The 15,661-nt window shown below is 68.5% G+C and carries 18 protein-coding genes; 5 read left to right on the top strand and 13 right to left on the bottom strand.

The genetic code is table 11. The features are described 5' to 3' along the window. Positions 1–12 precede the first annotated feature (12 nt). From WKF39_RS03810 to glpX, 9 genes are all read right to left on the bottom strand, one after another. Positions 13–486, bottom strand: a complete 474-nt coding sequence (locus WKF39_RS03810) for a DUF3995 domain-containing protein (protein ID WP_340385902.1) — start codon at positions 484–486, stop codon at positions 13–15. Further along, complete coding sequence (locus tag WKF39_RS03815) at positions 483–863, bottom strand: hypothetical protein (RefSeq protein WP_340385903.1); 381 nt, start codon at positions 861–863, stop codon at positions 483–485. Before WKF39_RS03815 ends, WKF39_RS03810 begins: the two co-directional genes overlap by 4 nt. Continuing rightward, positions 860–1,438 carry a TetR/AcrR family transcriptional regulator gene (locus tag WKF39_RS03820; RefSeq protein WP_340385904.1) on the bottom strand — a complete coding sequence of 193 codons (579 nt, stop codon included), beginning with the start codon at positions 1,436–1,438 and terminating at the stop codon, positions 860–862. Before WKF39_RS03820 ends, WKF39_RS03815 begins: the two co-directional genes overlap by 4 nt. 47 nt (positions 1,439–1,485) lie before the next feature. Continuing rightward, complete coding sequence (locus WKF39_RS03825) at positions 1,486–2,529, bottom strand: ATP-binding cassette domain-containing protein (protein ID WP_340385905.1); 1,044 nt, start codon at positions 2,527–2,529, stop codon at positions 1,486–1,488. Further along, complete coding sequence (locus tag WKF39_RS03830) at positions 2,526–3,320, bottom strand: ABC transporter permease (protein ID WP_340385906.1); 795 nt, start codon at positions 3,318–3,320, stop codon at positions 2,526–2,528. The genes WKF39_RS03825 and WKF39_RS03830 overlap by 4 nt, the downstream gene beginning before the upstream one ends. Before the next feature lies 1 nt (position 3,321). After that, the gene (modA, locus tag WKF39_RS03835; RefSeq protein ID WP_340385907.1) at positions 3,322–4,107 is read right to left on the bottom strand and encodes a molybdate ABC transporter substrate-binding protein; all 786 of its coding nucleotides are present in this window, start codon (positions 4,105–4,107) and stop codon (positions 3,322–3,324) included. After that, the gene (locus WKF39_RS03840) at positions 4,104–4,505 is read right to left on the bottom strand and encodes a TOBE domain-containing protein (RefSeq protein ID WP_340385908.1); all 402 of its coding nucleotides are present in this window, start codon (positions 4,503–4,505) and stop codon (positions 4,104–4,106) included. The genes modA and WKF39_RS03840 overlap by 4 nt, the downstream gene beginning before the upstream one ends. Before the next feature lie 61 nt (positions 4,506–4,566). Then, positions 4,567–5,469 (bottom strand): alpha/beta hydrolase, encoded by a 903-nt coding sequence (locus WKF39_RS03845; RefSeq protein WP_340385909.1) that lies wholly within the window; start codon positions 5,467–5,469, stop codon positions 4,567–4,569. Between the two features lie 7 nt (positions 5,470–5,476). After that, positions 5,477–6,484, bottom strand: a complete 1,008-nt coding sequence (gene glpX / locus WKF39_RS03850) for a class II fructose-bisphosphatase (protein ID WP_340385910.1) — start codon at positions 6,482–6,484, stop codon at positions 5,477–5,479. A gap of 76 nt (positions 6,485–6,560) precedes the next feature. Between glpX and WKF39_RS03855 the strand changes: the two genes are divergently transcribed. Next, positions 6,561–7,085 (top strand): DUF4245 domain-containing protein, encoded by a 525-nt coding sequence (locus WKF39_RS03855; protein WP_340385911.1) that lies wholly within the window; start codon positions 6,561–6,563, stop codon positions 7,083–7,085. Here the strand turns inward: WKF39_RS03855 and WKF39_RS03860 are convergent. Then, the gene (locus WKF39_RS03860) at positions 7,058–7,297 is read right to left on the bottom strand and encodes an exodeoxyribonuclease VII small subunit (RefSeq protein ID WP_340385912.1); all 240 of its coding nucleotides are present in this window, start codon (positions 7,295–7,297) and stop codon (positions 7,058–7,060) included. The genes WKF39_RS03855 and WKF39_RS03860 overlap by 28 nt on opposite strands. After that, the gene (gene xseA / locus WKF39_RS03865) at positions 7,290–8,534 is read right to left on the bottom strand and encodes an exodeoxyribonuclease VII large subunit (protein WP_340385913.1); all 1,245 of its coding nucleotides are present in this window, start codon (positions 8,532–8,534) and stop codon (positions 7,290–7,292) included. The genes WKF39_RS03860 and xseA overlap by 8 nt, the downstream gene beginning before the upstream one ends. Positions 8,535–8,579: 45 nt before the next feature. Here xseA and WKF39_RS03870 point away from each other — a divergent pair, with 45 nt between their 5' ends. Continuing rightward, positions 8,580–9,575 carry a 4-hydroxy-3-methylbut-2-enyl diphosphate reductase gene (locus WKF39_RS03870; protein ID WP_340385914.1) on the top strand — a complete coding sequence of 332 codons (996 nt, stop codon included), beginning with the start codon at positions 8,580–8,582 and terminating at the stop codon, positions 9,573–9,575. Positions 9,576–9,580: 5 nt separating this feature from the next. Here the strand turns inward: WKF39_RS03870 and ggt are convergent, their stop codons facing one another. Then, positions 9,581–11,422, bottom strand: a complete 1,842-nt coding sequence (gene ggt / locus WKF39_RS03875) for a gamma-glutamyltransferase (protein ID WP_340385915.1) — start codon at positions 11,420–11,422, stop codon at positions 9,581–9,583. A 107-nt stretch (positions 11,423–11,529) separates the two neighbouring features. Here ggt and WKF39_RS03880 point away from each other — a divergent pair, with 107 nt between their 5' ends. Continuing rightward, positions 11,530–13,416: a Na+/H+ antiporter gene (locus WKF39_RS03880; RefSeq protein ID WP_340385916.1), complete on the top strand. Its 1,887-nt coding sequence runs from the start codon at positions 11,530–11,532 to the stop codon at positions 13,414–13,416. A 10-nt stretch (positions 13,417–13,426) separates the two neighbouring features. On the opposite strand, the gene WKF39_RS03885 is transcribed toward WKF39_RS03880, so the two are convergent. Continuing rightward, a complete protein-coding gene (locus WKF39_RS03885) occupies positions 13,427–13,855 on the bottom strand; it encodes a DUF6542 domain-containing protein (RefSeq protein ID WP_340385917.1) in 429 nt (142 codons plus the stop codon). 114 nt (positions 13,856–13,969) lie between these two features. Here WKF39_RS03885 and WKF39_RS03890 point away from each other — a divergent pair, with 114 nt between their 5' ends. Continuing rightward, positions 13,970–14,515, top strand: coding sequence for a GNAT family N-acetyltransferase (locus WKF39_RS03890; RefSeq protein WP_340385918.1), 546 nt, complete (start codon positions 13,970–13,972; stop codon positions 14,513–14,515). A 52-nt stretch (positions 14,516–14,567) separates the two neighbouring features. Continuing rightward, positions 14,568–15,656, top strand: coding sequence for a redox-regulated ATPase YchF (ychF, locus tag WKF39_RS03895; protein ID WP_340385919.1), 1,089 nt, complete (start codon positions 14,568–14,570; stop codon positions 15,654–15,656). The last annotated feature ends 5 nt before the right edge of the window (positions 15,657–15,661 follow it).

The raw sequence follows: 15,661 nt of genomic DNA on the forward strand, positions 1-15,661 counted from the left end.
GCCCGATCCGCTTCATCGCTCCGGCGTGAGATATCTCCGCCGACCAGTGACGATCCCGGCGGCCAGCGCGATGCACAGCGGCGAGTAGAGGCGAACATCCGAGCGGCGGAAGAGCTCGGTGGTGTTGCCGACCGCGAGGCCGGACATCACCAGGCCGCCTGCGCCGCGAGCTGTCAGCACTACGGCGACGGTTCTGGCCCCCCTGCGGACCTGTCGCGGAAAGCGCCGGGCAAGCGGTGGGATGAGCCCGGCGTCTGCCGCCACGACGGCCGCAGCGCCGGCAATGAGACCGGTGACCGCCCAGATCAGCGATTGGCCGGGCATGGGACGCGTCCCCACGACGAGATCGGCGAGCTCGTCGCGGTCGCTCGCGGGCCACGACGACCCGCTCGCCCAGACGGCATGGATCGCTGCCGCAGCAGCGAGGCCAGCGGCGGAAGCGATGCCATCTGGGCGCAGTCCGGCAGCTCGGTTGGCGTGACTCATGCCGCCGCTCCGAAGCCGCTGAGGACGGCGATGGGGAGCAACAGCAGCCACTGCGGCAGGGCGACTGCGCGTTGTGGGCGGTCGAGGCGGAGTGTGAGCAGGAGGAAGACTGCTGCGTATGCACCGAAGTGGGCCGCCAGGGCAGTGGCGAGGAGCCCGCTGCCGGCTGGCTGGGAGATGCCCAGATAGATCAGCGCTGCCGAGCCGAGGACCAGATCGACGCTGACCAGGTGCCAGACCGCGTGCAGAGTCCGCTTCGGGATCTCGGCGATGGCCGAGCCCAGGAGCGGTCGAACGGGATCGACGTGACCGAGGATGACGTGGATTGCGGCCACGGCCGCTGTCAGGACACCCGCGCTGAGCAACCAGAGGTTCATCGGGTCTGGATCCCGAGCACGATCATCTCGGCGAGCCGGTCGGCGAGCCCGGGAGGCACAGGCGCGCCGACCAACCCCACGTGGAAGAGCACGGTGCCCGCGAGGCTGTCGAGGATGAGATCGACGGGTATGTCCGTGGAGAGCTCACCGCGCGCGGCTGCGCGGTCGAACAGCTCGATCAATCGCGACTTGGCCGGGGCGAGGAAGTCCTCCCTGATGCGCGCCCGCAAGGCGGGCTGGGCGGCGAAGTCGGCCAGCAGGCCGGGCAGAGCGGCGGCCGCCGCCGGCGCAGCGAACTCATCCAGCAGGCCGGCCACGAGAACCGTGACGTCGCCGATCAACGTGCCGGTGTCCGGAATGGGACTCGCGTCGACCGAGGTGAAGACCGCCTCGTAGACGAGCTCGGGCTTGCCCGGCCACCTCCGATAGATTGCGTCCTTGCCCACTCCCGCCCGGGTGGCGATGTTGCCGATCGCGAGCGAGCCGTAGCCGGTTTCGACGACGAGCTCGACGGTGGCCGCAAGGATGGCGGTATGCGTGCGGGCGTCCCGTGGGCGGCCGAGGGCGCTGGTCATGACAGTTACCTTACACACCGTCCCGTTTTGTTTTAGGTTTCCCCCCTTCATACGGGATAGATCGCGACTTCGCTCGCCTTCACAACGAGGAAGACCTGCGTGCCCGGCGCGAGGTCGAGCTCGGCGACGGCAGGAAGCGTGACGTCGGCGCTCAGCTCGTCGGTGCGCACCCGGACCTGGGCGCCGCGCGGCTCGAGCTCGCGGACCGTCGCGGCGAATGCATTTCGAGGGCTGCCGGCCGGCGCAGCGACATAGACGCCGACGGCGCTGGGGCTGAAGACCGCGACTGCCGCGCTGCCGTCGGGCACCGGCTCCTCGGTCATGCCGGCGACCACGGAACCGTCGGCCGTACGCACAGACCCGCCGACAGCACTACCTCGCATCAGGTTGAGCCCGGCGATGCCTGCCCCGAACGTGCTCCGCGGACGGGTCAGCACCTCGCGGGTCGGACCTTCCTCGACGATGCGGCCGCCCTCCATCACGATCACGCGGTCGGCGAGCAGCAGCGCGTCCAGCACCTCGTGGGTGACGATGACCGCAGTGCGGTCGGTGAGGACGCGTTTGAGCATGTTTCGCATCGCGGGGACCACCGTGATGTCGAGCGCCGCCATCGGCTCGTCGAGCAGTAGCACCCGGGGGTCGGCGGCCAGCGCGCGGGCGACCGCGATGCGCTGGGCCTGGCCCCCCGAGAGCGCGGCCGGCCGACGGTCGGCGAGCTCATTCGCGTCGACCTCCGCGAGCCAGCTCGAGGCAGTGGCGCGCGCATCCGATCGCGTATGCCCGGCGCTACGCGGTCCGAACGCCACGTTGTCGACCACGCTGAGGTGAGGGAACAGCAGCGGGTCCTGCGCCAACAGCGCGGTGCCGCGTGCGTGGGCTGGCCGCCAGATGTCGAGGTCGAGGTCGAACAGCACATCGTCGTCGAGGGTCGCCCGCCCGGAGTCCGGCCGCAGGATCCCGGCGATGACCTCAAGCACAGACGACTTGCCGGCACCGTTGGGCCCGAGGATCGCAACGATCTCACCCGTGGCGATCTGCAGCGAGACGTCCAGGTCGCGGTCGGCCATCACCGCATCGAGGTGGAGCGTCACAGCGCACTGCTCCGCGAACCGCGTACGAGCCCAATGACCAGAACCGCGATGACCACGAGGACCAACGACAGAGCCACGGCGGCGTCGGGGTCACTCTCGCGCTGCAGATAGATCTCGAGCGGGAGCGTGCGGGTCACACCTTCGAGGCTCCCGGCAAAGGTGATGGTGGCACCGAACTCACCCAGCGCTCGCGCAAATGAGAGCACAGCGCCGGCCGCCAACCCGGGCAGCACGAGGGGCAGCGTCACCCGTCTCAGGACCGTCGTGGGCCGGGCGCCGAGCGTCGCCGCGACTGTCTCGTAGCGGTGGCCGGCCGTGCGCAACGCACCCTCCAGGCTCACGACCATGAACGGCAGCGCGACAAAGGTCTGCGCGATGATCACCGCCGTCGTGGAGAACGCGATCTGCAGGCCGAGCACCTCGATCGTCTCGCCGAGCAGGCCTCTGCGCCCGAACGTGTAGAGCAGCGCGATGCCGCCGACGACCGGCGGCAAGACCAACGGCAGCAGCACCAGCGACCTGAGCAGGGTCTGCCCGCGGAAGGACGTACGCGCCAGGACCAGCGCCATGGGTATGCCCAGGACGACACACAGCAGTGTGCTCACGGCGGACGTACGCAGGCTCAGCCACAGCGCAGCACGGGAGGAGTCCGAACTGATCAGCGAGAAGAACTCGCCCCACTCGACCCGTGACGCCATCGCCGCGAGCGGGAGGACAATCAGCAATGCCCCGAGTGCCGCGGGGATGAACACCCAGCGCGGTACGCCGGAGGGTTGCTGCCTGGTCGTCACGCTACGGCTTGGCAAATCCTGCCGTGGCAAGCACGGCCTGGCCCTTGGCGCCCACGACATGGTCGGCGAACGCCTGGGCGACGCCGGCGTTCTTGCTGCCCGACAGCGCCGCAATGGGATAGGTGTTGATGACCTCGGCCGACTCTGGGAACGTCACGCCCTTGACCGTGTCACCGGCTGCCTTGACGTCCGTGACGTAGACCAGGCCCGCATCGGCCTCACCCGAGACGACCTTGCCCAGCACATCGGTCACCGATTGCTCCTCACTGACCGGCTTGATGTCGACGCCGGCGGCCTTCTCGACGCCGGCCGCGGCCGCTCCACACGGCACCTCGGCGGCGCACAGCACGACCTTGACGCCGGAGTCGGCGAGGTCGTCGATCGAGGCGATCCTGGCCGGGTTGTCCGGAGGCGTGGCGATCTGCAGCGTGTTCTTGGCGAAATCGCGCGGAGTGCCCTCGACGAGATCGTCGCCGGTTGCCTTGTCCATGTTCTTGGTGTCCGCGGAGGCGAACACGTCTGCTGGTGCGCCCTGCTGGATCTGGGCCACCAGATCGGAGGATCCGGCGAAGTTGAACGTCACCGTCACCCCGTCGTTGGCTGCCTCGAACTGCTTGCCGATCTCGGTGAAGGTGTCCTTGAGCGACGCGGCAGCGAAGACCGTGATGGTCGTCGTCTCGGGTGCCTTCGTCGCGTCGCCCGAGGCGCTGTCGGAGTCCGACGAGCCGCATGCGGCGACGGTGGTGAGCACTAATCCAGCTGCGAGGGTGGCGAGCGTGCGGTTCATGGTTTGCCTTCCAGGGCCTCGATGATGACGGTCGTGGACTTGATGACCGCCACGGCGACCGAGCCGGGTTCAAGACCCAGCTCCTGGACCGCCTCGCTGCTCATCAGCGAGACGATGCGGAACGGTCCGCACTGCAGGTCGACCTGCGCCATGACGTGGTCGGCCTTGACGCCGGTGACCAGCCCGACGAGTCGGTTGCGGGCCGAGGTCGGCGAACCCGACTCCAGCGGCGTGCCGGCCTGCGCCTTGGCGAACTCGGCGAGCTCCCGTCCGTCGATCGCCATCCGGCCCGAGGCGTCATTGGCCGACGCCAGTGCGCCGCTGCTGACCCATCGACGGACGGTGTCGTCGCTGACCCCGAGGAAGCGGGCCGCATCAGAGATCCGTATGTGCGACATACGCAGCACTCTAGATCATCATCTGCGGAGCCTGGCTCCTTGGTCGCGCCGCAGATACGGATCAGTCAGCGGAGACGGATCTCTCGGCCGTTCGCACGATCGCGTCGACGTAGGTGTCATAGAGCTGCACCGGCAGGTCGTGGGCCATGCCGGCGATCTCGATGTGCTCGGCGCCGGGCACAGCATTGGCCACGGCCTTGCCGCCGGATCGGTGCACGAGCGGATCGCTGAGGCCGTGGATCACGGTGACCGGGAGGTCGAGGTCGGCCAGCTCCTTGGTGCGGTCGGTCTGGGTCAGGACTGCCAGCATGTGTCTGGCGACGCCGCTGGCGATCCAGCCACGGTCATACGTCTCATAGGCGCGGGCCCGTGAAGTCTCCTCGTCACTGGGGAACGCCGGTGAGCCGATGATCGTCGAGGTTCGGACCGAGCGGGCGACATAGGAGTCACGGGTCCGGCCGGCCGACGCGAGCATCGCGGGGATGACCCTCGGGTGCTGCCAGCCGACCTTGCGGCTGCCGGTCGTCGACATGATCGAGGTCATCGACAGCGCGCGATGCGGGTCAGAGATGGCCATGGTCTGGGCGATCATGCCGCCCATCGAGACCCCGACCAGGTGGACGCGGTCGATGTCCAGGTGGTCCAGCAGGCCGAAGGCATCCTCGGCCATCTCGCCGATGCCGTACGGCGCCTTGGCGAGGCCGGCAAAGGCGCGGATGACGTCGACCTTGCTGACTTTGTGCTGACGCAGCTTGGTCGAGCGACCGGTGTCGCGGTTGTCATAGCGGATGACGAGATAGCCGCGCGCGGCAAGACGCTCGCAGAAGTCCGTCGACCACCAGCCCATCGGCCCACCGAGTCCCATGACCAGCAGGATCGCCGGATCGTCGTCATCGCCGAAGGTCTCGAAACAGATGTCGATGCCAGAGGGCAGCGACGCGAACTCTTCCCCGGAGCCAGTCATGACCGCGTCAGTGCTCGTAGTCGATCGAGGAGTATGCCTTGAGCTTGCCGAGCTGGTGCTCGCTGGTGATCTTGCGGATCGTGCCGCTGCGCGAGCGCATCACGATCGACTCGGTGTATGCCTTGCCGGCGCCGTAGCGCACGCCGGCCATCAGCTCGCCGTCGGTGATGCCGGTCGCGACGAAGAAGCAGTCGTCGGCGCGGACCAGGTCGTCGGTGTAGAGCACCCGGTCGAGGTCATGTCCGGCATCGATCGCGCGCTGACGCTCGTCGTCGTCACTCGGCCAGAGCCTGCCCTGGATCGTGCCACCGATCGCCTTGATGGCGCATGCGGTGATGATGCCTTCAGGCGTGCCGCCGATGCCGACGAGCAGGTCGACGCCGGTGTCGGGTCGCGCCGCCGTGATGCCACCGGCGACGTCGCCGTCGATGATGAACTTGATGCGGGCCCCGGCCGCCCGGATCTCGTCGACCAGGTTCTGGTGACGCTCCCGGTCGAGCACGCAGACCGTCACGTCACTGTTGGAGATGCCCTTGGCCTTGGCGACCAGCGCGATGTTCTCGGCGACCGACAGGCGGATGTCGACGACATCGGCCGCCTCGGGTCCGGCGATCAGTTTTTCCATGTAGAACACCGCCGACGGGTCATACATCGAGCCTCGCGGAGCGACGGCCATGACCGACACGGCATTGGGCAGGCTCTTGGCGGTCAGCGTCGTGCCGTCGATCGGGTCGACTGCGACATCGCATTCCGGGCCGGTCCCGTCGCCGACCTTCTCGCCGTTGAACAGCATGGGCGCTTCGTCCTTCTCGCCCTCACCGATCACGACGACACCATTCATCTGCACGGTGTTGATCAGGGTGCGCATCGCGTTGACCGCGACACCGTCGGCACCGTTCTTGTCGCCGCGGCCCACCCATCGTCCGGCGGCCATGGCTCCTGCCTCGGTCACGCGGACCAGGTCGAGGGCGAGGTTGCGGTCGGGGGCCTGTGCGGCGGGCTGGAGGCTGTCCACGCGGTCATCCTAGCGGGCGGCCTGTGCCGCGACCGGCCGCGTTCGTACGCATCCGCGCCACGTAAAGTGACCAACCATGAGCACCCCCCGTTCGAGCCGTGGCAATCCGGCCATGGGCGACATCGTGCGGTCGGTGGTCGTGATCGCGGCGATAGTCCTCGCGGTGTGGGGTTTCGGCAAATTCTTCACGACGACGCCAGATGACCCGGTCGAGGCGATCGACTACGCCACGATCGTCGGACAGGCTCGCCCGGCCGCCGATTTCGAGCTGCTCGCCCCTGCGACCCTGCCGCCGGGCTGGAAGGCGACCTCCGCACGCCTCGAGCCCAACTCGTGGCATCTCGGCGTGCTGACCGACGACCAGGACTACGTCGGGCTCGAACAGGTCAAGGTCGGTGTCGAACGGGCGGTCGACCGATTCGCCGACGACAGCAAGGCCGGCGGCACCGCGGACATAGCGGGCGAGACCTGGACCGTCCGCAAGGGGCCGAACAACCGGCTCACCTTGGTCCGGCGGGAGGATGGGCTCACGACGCTGGTCAACGGCACCGCGCCGCGTGCCGTGATCGAGGACTACGTGTCGTCGCTCTCCGCGTCCTGACCGGCCGCGGCTGCCAGCCGGCTGCGGGCCCCGTCCAGCCACTGCTGGCAGATGCCGGCGAGCACCTCGCCGCGCTCCCACAGCGCGAGTGACTCCTCAAGGGTCGTGCCTCCGACCTCGAGCCGCTGCACGACGGAGATAAGCTCGTCGCGGGCCTGCTCGTAGGGGAGGTCGGGAGTCTGCGCCGCCTGGTCGGTGGGTGCCTCAGCCATGGTCGCCTTCTTTGCTTGCGGATCGGATGGTCTCGGTGGTCAGGGTGCGTACGCCGATGAGGCCGTCGGACACCCGGACCGTGAACTCGGCCTCGGCATCGACCTGGCCGACCGAGGTGATGACGGTGCCGTCGGGCAGCTGCGCCACGCCATAACCGCGCTCGAGCGTCGCGAGCGGCGACAGGGCGCGTATGCGTGCCAGGTGGTGCCCGACCTCGTCGCCGGCGCGGTCCAACCGGTGGCCCAGCGAGCGCCGAGCCCGGTCGCGCGCCTCGTGTATCAGGCCTTGCTGGACGTCGACGAGGGTCGTGGGGGTGGCCAGGACGGGGCGCGACCGGAGGGCGGACAATCCTTGGATCTCCCGGCCCAGCAGCGCACGGATCGCGAGAGAGGAGCGCTCGCGCATCGAGGCCAGCCCGGCCAGCTCTTCGCGGACATCGGGCACGATCCGCTTGGCGGCGTCGGTCGGTGTCGAGGCACGCAGGTCGGCCACCAGGTCGAGGATCGGGGTGTCCGGCTCGTGGCCGATCGCGCTGACCACGGGAGTCGAGCATGCGTGCACCGCCCGGATCAGCGCCTCGTCGGAGAATGGCAAGAGGTCCTCGACCGAACCCCCGCCGCGCGCGATCACGATCACGTCGATCGCGTCGGCGGCGGACAGCTCGCTGAGGCCGCGCATGACGTCGAGCGCCGAGCCGTTGCCCTGCATCAACGCGTGGCGCACCACGAAACGTACGTCCGGCCAGCGCAACCGGGCGTTCTGGAGGACATCGCGCTCGGCTGCCGAGTTCTTGCCGGTGATCAGGCCGATGCCGCGGGGGAGGACCGGCAGCCGCCTCTTGAGACGGGGATCGAACAACCCCTCCGCCGCGAGGAACTGCTTGCGGCGCTCAAGCTGGGCCAGCAGCGCGCCCTCGCCCTGCGGGCGGATCTCCCGAAGGTCGAGCGCGAGGGTGCCGCGCGGTGCATAGAACGAGGGCTTGGCGTTGACGATGACGCGCGACCCCTCGGTGATGGGTGCAGGAGACCCGTCGAGCACGCTGACGTGGCACTTGGCATCGATCGAGATCTTGGCCTCGAGGTCTCGCAGCGTGAGGAAGCAGACGCCCTGGCGGCGGGTCAGCTGGGCGATCTCGGCCTCGACCCACACCGTGCCGAGCCGGCCGATGTATCCGTCGAGCAGCTGGGAGATCTGCCGCAGCGGTGCCGGCTTGTCCGCTGTCGTCTCCAAGGCCATACGCACACCCTAGGGTCTCCCCACGACACCGTTAGACTCGTCCACATGGCTTCCACGATCGAGCTCGGCATGCCCCCCGTCGGCGGCAGCGTGCTGCTCGCCGACCCGCGCGGATACTGCGCCGGTGTCGATCGCGCCGTCATCACGGTGGAGAAGGCGCTGGACCTCTACGGGGCCCCGGTCTACGTACGCAAGCAGATCGTGCACAACAAGCATGTCGTCAACAACCTGTCCGAGCGAGGCGCGATCTTCGTCGAAGAGCTCGACGAGGTGCCCGAGGGGGCGACCGTCGTGTTCTCCGCCCACGGGGTCTCGCCGATGGTCCACTCCGAGGCCGCCGATCGCAGCCTCAAGACGATCGACGCGACCTGCCCGCTCGTGACGAAGGTCCACCACGAGGCCAGACGCTTCGCGAGCGAGGGCTATCGGATCCTGCTGATCGGGCACGAAGGACACGAGGAGGTCGAGGGCACCGCCGGCGAGGCGCCCGACCACATCACCCTCGTGCAGACTCCCGACGATGTCGACGCCCTCGAGTTCCCCGAGGGCACGCGACTGTCGTGGCTCTCCCAGACGACCCTCAGCGTCGACGAGACCATGGAGACGGTGCGGCGGCTGCGTGAGAAGTTCCCGCAGCTGGAGGATCCGCCGAGTGACGACATCTGCTATGCCACCCAGAATCGCCAGGTCGCGGTCAAGGAGATCGCCAAGAACGCCGATCTGGTGATCGTCGTCGGCTCGGCCAACTCCTCCAACTCCGTACGCCTCGTGGAGGTTGCGCTCGAGGCCGGCGCCAAGGCGTCCTATCGCATCGATGACATCTCCGAGATCGACGAGGCCTGGCTCGACGGCGTCGAGCACGTCGGCGTCACCTCTGGCGCTTCGGTGCCGGATGATCTCGTGCAGGAAGTGCTGGGCTATCTCAGCGAGCACGGCCACCCCGATGCCGACGCCGTGCGCACCGCCGACGAGAGCCTGATCTTTGCCCTCCCGCCGGAGCTGCGCCGCGACATGAAAGCAGCGGGCATCCCCTATAAGTGACCCGCTCAGCGGTTGGGCCGCACCACCAGTGCGGACCCGCCGCCTCGCCGCTTCGGCTCCGCCACGGCGATGAGCTGGCCCCGCCGCCCGACCTCGATCGTCGCGGCGGCGCCGATCTCGGCGGCCGAGGTGAACTGGTCACCCGACGGCACCAGCTTGTGGCCGAACGGAGCCAGCAGATCCTGATAGGCGCTGATGAACTCGGGCTCGGCCGGTGTCGTGACTGCGTTGCGTTGTGAGGCCCGCGGCGCTGCGACGGCTTCGGGCAGCGTCATGCCGAGGTCGACCCGGTTGAGCAGGATCTGCAACACGGTCGTGATGATCGTGGCGCCACCGGGCGACCCGAGGACATACCTGACCCTGCCCTTGTCGAGCACGATCGTCGGCGACATCGAGGACCTGGGGCGCTTGCCCGGCGCGATGCGGTTGGGGTCCTGGGGGTCGTAGACGGCGGTGAAGTCGGTCAGCTCATTGTTGAGCAGGAAGCCGCGCCCCGGCACGGTCATGGCCGAGCCGCCGGTCTGCTCGATCGTGAGGGTGTATGCCGCCGCGTTGCCCCAGCGGTCGACGACCGAGAGGTGAGTCGTCGAGACGTTCTCGGTGTCCGCCTTCTCGGTGTGCTTGGTGGTTGCGCAGCGCGAGCCGGCGAGCGCTCCGGCGGCTACGGGCTTGGGTGCGGCCTGCGCCGGGTCGATCGTGCAGGCCCGCGAGTCGGCGAACTTCTGGCTCAGAAGCGTCTTGGTCGGCACGTCGACATACGCCGGATCGCCGACATAGGCCCCGCGGTCGGCGAATGCGCGGGCCGAGGCCTCGAGATAGAGGTGGAGGCTCCTGGCCAGCTTCGACCCGCTGCCGAGGCGATAGTTCTCCAAGATGTTGAGCGCTTCACCGACGGTCGTGCCACCGGACGACGACGGTGCCATGCCATAGACCGAGAGGCCGCGGTAGGACACCTTGGTCGGGTCCTGATGGCGGACCCGATATGCCGCGAGGTCCCGCGTGCTGAGCGATCCGGGCGGAACCGGCAGGGTCGACGCTGGATCCTTGACCGGGTGCTGCACGACATCGGCGATGTCCTCGGCCAGAGCCCCGCGATAGAACGCGTCGGGGCCTTGCTGGGCGATGCGGCTCAGCGTCGAGGCAAGGTCGGGGTTGCGGAAGCGGGTGCCGATCTGGGGCGCATCACCGTTCGGCAGGAAGAGCCGGGCGGAGTCGGGGAATGCCGCGAAGCGTTTGGCGTTGTCGAGCGTCTGGTTGCGGAACGTGGCGTCGACGACGAAACCCTCGCGCGCCAGCTCGACCGATGGCTCGATCGTGCGGGCGAGGGATCTCGTGCCGAACCGCTCGAGCGCGGACTGCCAGGTCGCGACCGTGCCGGGCACGCCGACCGCGACACCGGACGAGACGAGCTCGGGGGTGAACTTGTAGGGCTTGCCGGTCGCCGGATCGATGAAGGCATCGCGCGTGATCCCGGCCGGGGCGGTCTCGCGTCCGTCGATCGTGCTGACCTTGTGGCGCTTGGCGTCGTAATAGACGAAGTAACCTCCGCCTCCGATGCCGGCGCTGTAGGGCTCAGAGACACCCAGCGCCGACGCGGTGGCGACGGCCGCATCGGCCGCATTGCCACCCTTGCGGAGCACCTCGAGGCCAATCCGACTGGCGCTGGCGTCGACGGATGACACCGCCCCACCGCTGCCGTACGCCGTGGCTCCCGAGGACGTACCTCCGGATATCGGAGCCTCCGCATTACTCGGCGGGGCCGATGAGACCGCGAGGAGTGCGCCGGACACCAGTGCGGCACTCAGGCCGAAGGCGATGCGGCGCGGTCGGCGGTGTGTTGCGAGCATGAGGCTTCCCCCCGGAAGTCGGTCGTTGCTGATCCTCCACGGTATGCCTCCTGCGGCGAGATCGCGACCGTGGCGGGAGGTGGGGTCCCGACTGCGAGAATGGGTCCGTGGACACCGCCCTGACCCTCGTGACCCTGCTGGCCATCGTCGTCGCGGTCAGCGCCGGTGCCGGCCGGATCGGCATGTCGGCGCCCTTGGTGCTGATCGTCGTCGGGATCGTCGGCTCCTACCTGCCGTTCGTGCCCGACTTCGAGCTGACCCCCGAGCTCGTCCTGGTCGGGCTTTTGCCGCCACTGCTGTATGCCGCGTCGATCCGATCGTCACTGATCGACTTCCGGGCCAACAAGCGGCCCATCCTGTTGCTCAGCATCGGGCTGGTGATCTTCACGACCGTCGGGGTCGGCTTCCTGGTGTCCGTCCTGCTCGACGTGCCGCTCGCGGTCGGCTTCGCGCTCGGAGCCGTCGTCGCTCCTCCCGACGCCGTTGCCGCGACGGCGATCGCCCGACGGGTGGGGCTCCCTCGCCGGGTCGTGACGATCCTTGAGGGCGAGAGCCTGGTCAACGACGCGACCGCGATCGTTATCCTGCGCGCTTCGATCGCGGCGATTGCGGGCACCGTCAGCGTGTGGGAGGTCGGTGGCGGATTCGTGATCTCCGCCGCAGGTGGTCTCCTGGTCGGCGTAGCCGTGGCATACGTCATCGGTCGCATCCGCACGCTCATCCAGGACGACCTCACGGATGTGGCCGTGTCGCTGCTGACCCCGTGGATCGCCTATGTCGGCGCAGAGCAGATCCACCTCCCCGGCATCGACGCGCATCCCTCGGGCGTACTCGCGGTGGTGGTGGCCGGCCTGATCCTCGGCCACAAGTCGCCGGTCATCCAGTCCGCGTCGTCGCGGCTGTTCGAGCGGACCAACTGGAACACCATCTCGTACGTCCTGGAGAACGCGGTCTTCCTGCTGATCGGCCTGCAGATCCGGTCGATCGTCAACGCACTCGACGACAGCGATCTGAGTGCGACCCGTATCGGGGTCTCGTGTGCTGCGGTGCTGGTCGCGGTCATCGCGCTGCGATTCATCTGGGTGTTCCCGGCGACATATCTCCCGCGGCTCATCCCACGTGTCGCCGCGGCCGATCCACGCCCGCCGGTCACCTCGATCTTCATGGTCGCCTGGACCGGCATGCGTGGCGTGCTGACGCTGGCCGCGGTATTCCTGCTGCCCGAAGACACCCCGCAGCGCGAGGTCCTGGTGCTGATGGCGTTCGTGGTGACGGTCGGCACCTTGCTGATCCAGGGGCTGAGCATCCCGTACCTTGTCGGCCGGCTCAAGGTCGACGGACCGGATCAGCACGAGGACCATCTGCAGGAGGCGACGGTCTTCCAGTCCGTGACCGAGGCCGGGATGTCCTACCTCGACGAAGGAGTCGACGGCGACGTCTCCGACCCGGTCGTCCAGCGGCTGCGGCAGCGCGCCACAGATCGTACGAACGCGGTGTGGGAGCGACTCGGGGGCACTGGGACGCCCAGCGCGCAATATTCCCGCATCCGGGCTGCGATGCTCGAGCGGGAGCGGACCGAGCTGTTGCGACTCAGGGACCTCGGCACGATCGACCAGTCGGTGCTGGCGCGGGTCATGAACGCCCTGGATGTGGAGGAGTCGATCCTCGACCGTCTGTATGAGGACGAGACGACCGCCGACCGCGAGACCGATCTGCGCCCGAGCTATGACGCCGAGGGTGCGTGCGAGCACCTCACCGCTGCGTGCTCCGTGCCGCCGCCCCGGACCCCGGCGGGCTGTGAGGAGTGCCTCGCCGAAGGCCTCGACTGGGTCCACCTGCGGCTGTGCATGGAGTGCGGCCACGTCGGGTGCTGCGACTCGTCGGAGGACAAGCACGCCACCGGGCACTTCGAGCAGACCGGGCACCCGGTCATGCGCAGCTTTGAGCCGGGCGAGGCCTGGCGCTGGTGCTTCATCGACCAGGCGAGCGGCTAGGCGAGCCGGCTCATCGGTCGGGATCGGTGAGGATCCGCAGGGCGATGATGCCCAGCGCCAGGCCGTGGCCGATGACCAGGGTCAGGCCATGGTCGATCACGGCGGCGATGAAGCGCGCCACCAGCCCGGCGTCCTTGGCCAGCCCGTCGACCTGGATCGCCGACGAGGCGAACATGCACACCAGCAAGAGGCTGCCGATCAACAGAGCAGGCGGCAGGACGCCGGTGGGGAACAGCGAGCGTACGTCGACGGCCAGCGGCGCGGTCACGGCGATCAGGATGAATCCGAGGGAGAACAACAGACCGAGGCGGCCGTCCATGAGGTCGAGGCCGGTCACCGCCGCCATGGCGACGCAGGCCGCGACGATGGCCTGGCGGGCGCCCAGATCGCGGCGCGCCATGGCTGAGGGTGAGCGGGTAACCGCCTGCGACATGGTCATGACGTTAGTCGATCGACCGGCGCAGAAGCCGTCACTGATCGGGGTGTCGAGGCGTCCATGACCTCAGCATGCGCCGCACCGCAGACAGAATCGGCCGGCTGATAGAACCGTGGAGTGACCGGGACGATCGAAACCTCGCGGCTGACCCTGCGGCCGATGACGGCCGCAGACGCAGACTTCCTGTTCGACCTGTTCGGCCGGCCGGAGGTCGCGAGATGGAGCCGACAGGGCATTCCCATGGTGAATCGGGACGAGGCGGTGGCCCGTATCGCCGGTCAGCCCGAGCGGATCGGTGACCACCCCGCCGCCGGGATCTTCCTCGTCTCGGCGGGGGAAGTGCCGGTCGGCACCGTGGTGCTCGTGCCGATCCCGAGCAGCGCCGGACTCGATCGCGACGACATGGAGATCGGCTGGCACTTCCACCCCGACGTGTGGGGGAGCGGCTATGCGACTGAGGCGGCGCAGGCCCTCGTCGGGCGCGCGTTCGCGGCGGGCATACCGGAGCTGTATGCCGTGACTGATCCGGACAACGCCCCGTCACAGGCCGTCTGCCGCCGACTCGGCATGACGGATCTCGGCCTCAGGGCTGATTGGTATGACTGCGAGCTCCAAGCGTTTCGACTCGACCACCCCCGCAGGACGTCATCACGAGTGTGCTGAAGTGGCCACAGGGGTGATGACGTCCGCCACTGAACCCGTAGGCTTGTCGATCGTGGCTCTCAGCATCGGCATCGTCGGACTCCCCAACGCGGGCAAGTCGACCCTCTTCAACGCACTGACCAAGAACGACGTCCTCGCGGCGAACTATCCGTTCGCCACGATCGAGCCCAATGTGGGCGTGGTCGGCGTGCCCGACTCCCGCCTCGGCGCGCTCGCCGAGATCTTCGGCTCGGAGAAGCAGCTCCCCGCGACGGTGCAGTTCGTCGACATTGCCGGCATCGTGCGCGGCGCCTCGGAGGGCGAGGGACTCGGCAACAAGTTCTTGTCGCACATCCGCGAGTCCGACGCGATCTGTCAGGTGACCCGCGTCTTCCGCGACGAGGACGTGACGCACGTCGACGGCAAGGTCTCGCCGTCCGACGACATCGAGACGATCTCGACCGAGCTGATCCTCGCGGACCTGCAGACCCTCGAGAATGCGCTGCCCCGCCTCGACAAGGAGTCGCGCAAGGACAAGTCGCTCGTGCCGGCGTACGAAGCGGCCAAGGAAGCGCAGTCAGTGCTCGAGAGCGGCAAGGGCGCCTTCCACGCCGGCCTCGATCTCGACGCGCTCCGGGATCTGCACCTGCTCAGTGCCAAGCGCCAGCTGTTCGTCTTCAACTGCGACACCGATGAGCTGCAGGACGAGGACCTCAAGTCCCGTATGCGCGAGATCGTCGCGCCGGCCGAGGCGATCTTCCTTGACGCCAAGTCCGAGGCCGAGCTCGTTGAGCTCGGTGACGACGAGGAGGCCGAGACCATGCGCGCCGAGATGCTCGCCGACATGGGCGTCGACGAGCCCGGCCTCGATGCGCTGGCTCGCGTCGGGTTCGACACCCTCGGCCTTCAGACATACCTGACTGCGGGGCCCAAGGAGTCGCGCGCCTGGACGATCGCCAAGGGCGCGACCGCGCCGCAGGCCGCCGGCGTCATCCACACCGACTTCGAGCGCGGCTTCATCAAGGCCGAGATCGTGTCGTTCGACGACCTGGTCGAGGCCGGCACGATGGCTGCCGCCAAGTCTGCGGGCAAGGTGCGCATGGAGGGCAAGGACTACGTCATGGCCGACGGCGACGTGGTGGAGTTCCGCTTCAACGTCTGAATCGG

The organism is Aeromicrobium sp. (genome assembly GCF_037719875.1).
Taxonomy (GTDB): Bacteria; Actinomycetota; Actinomycetes; order Propionibacteriales; family Nocardioidaceae; genus Aeromicrobium.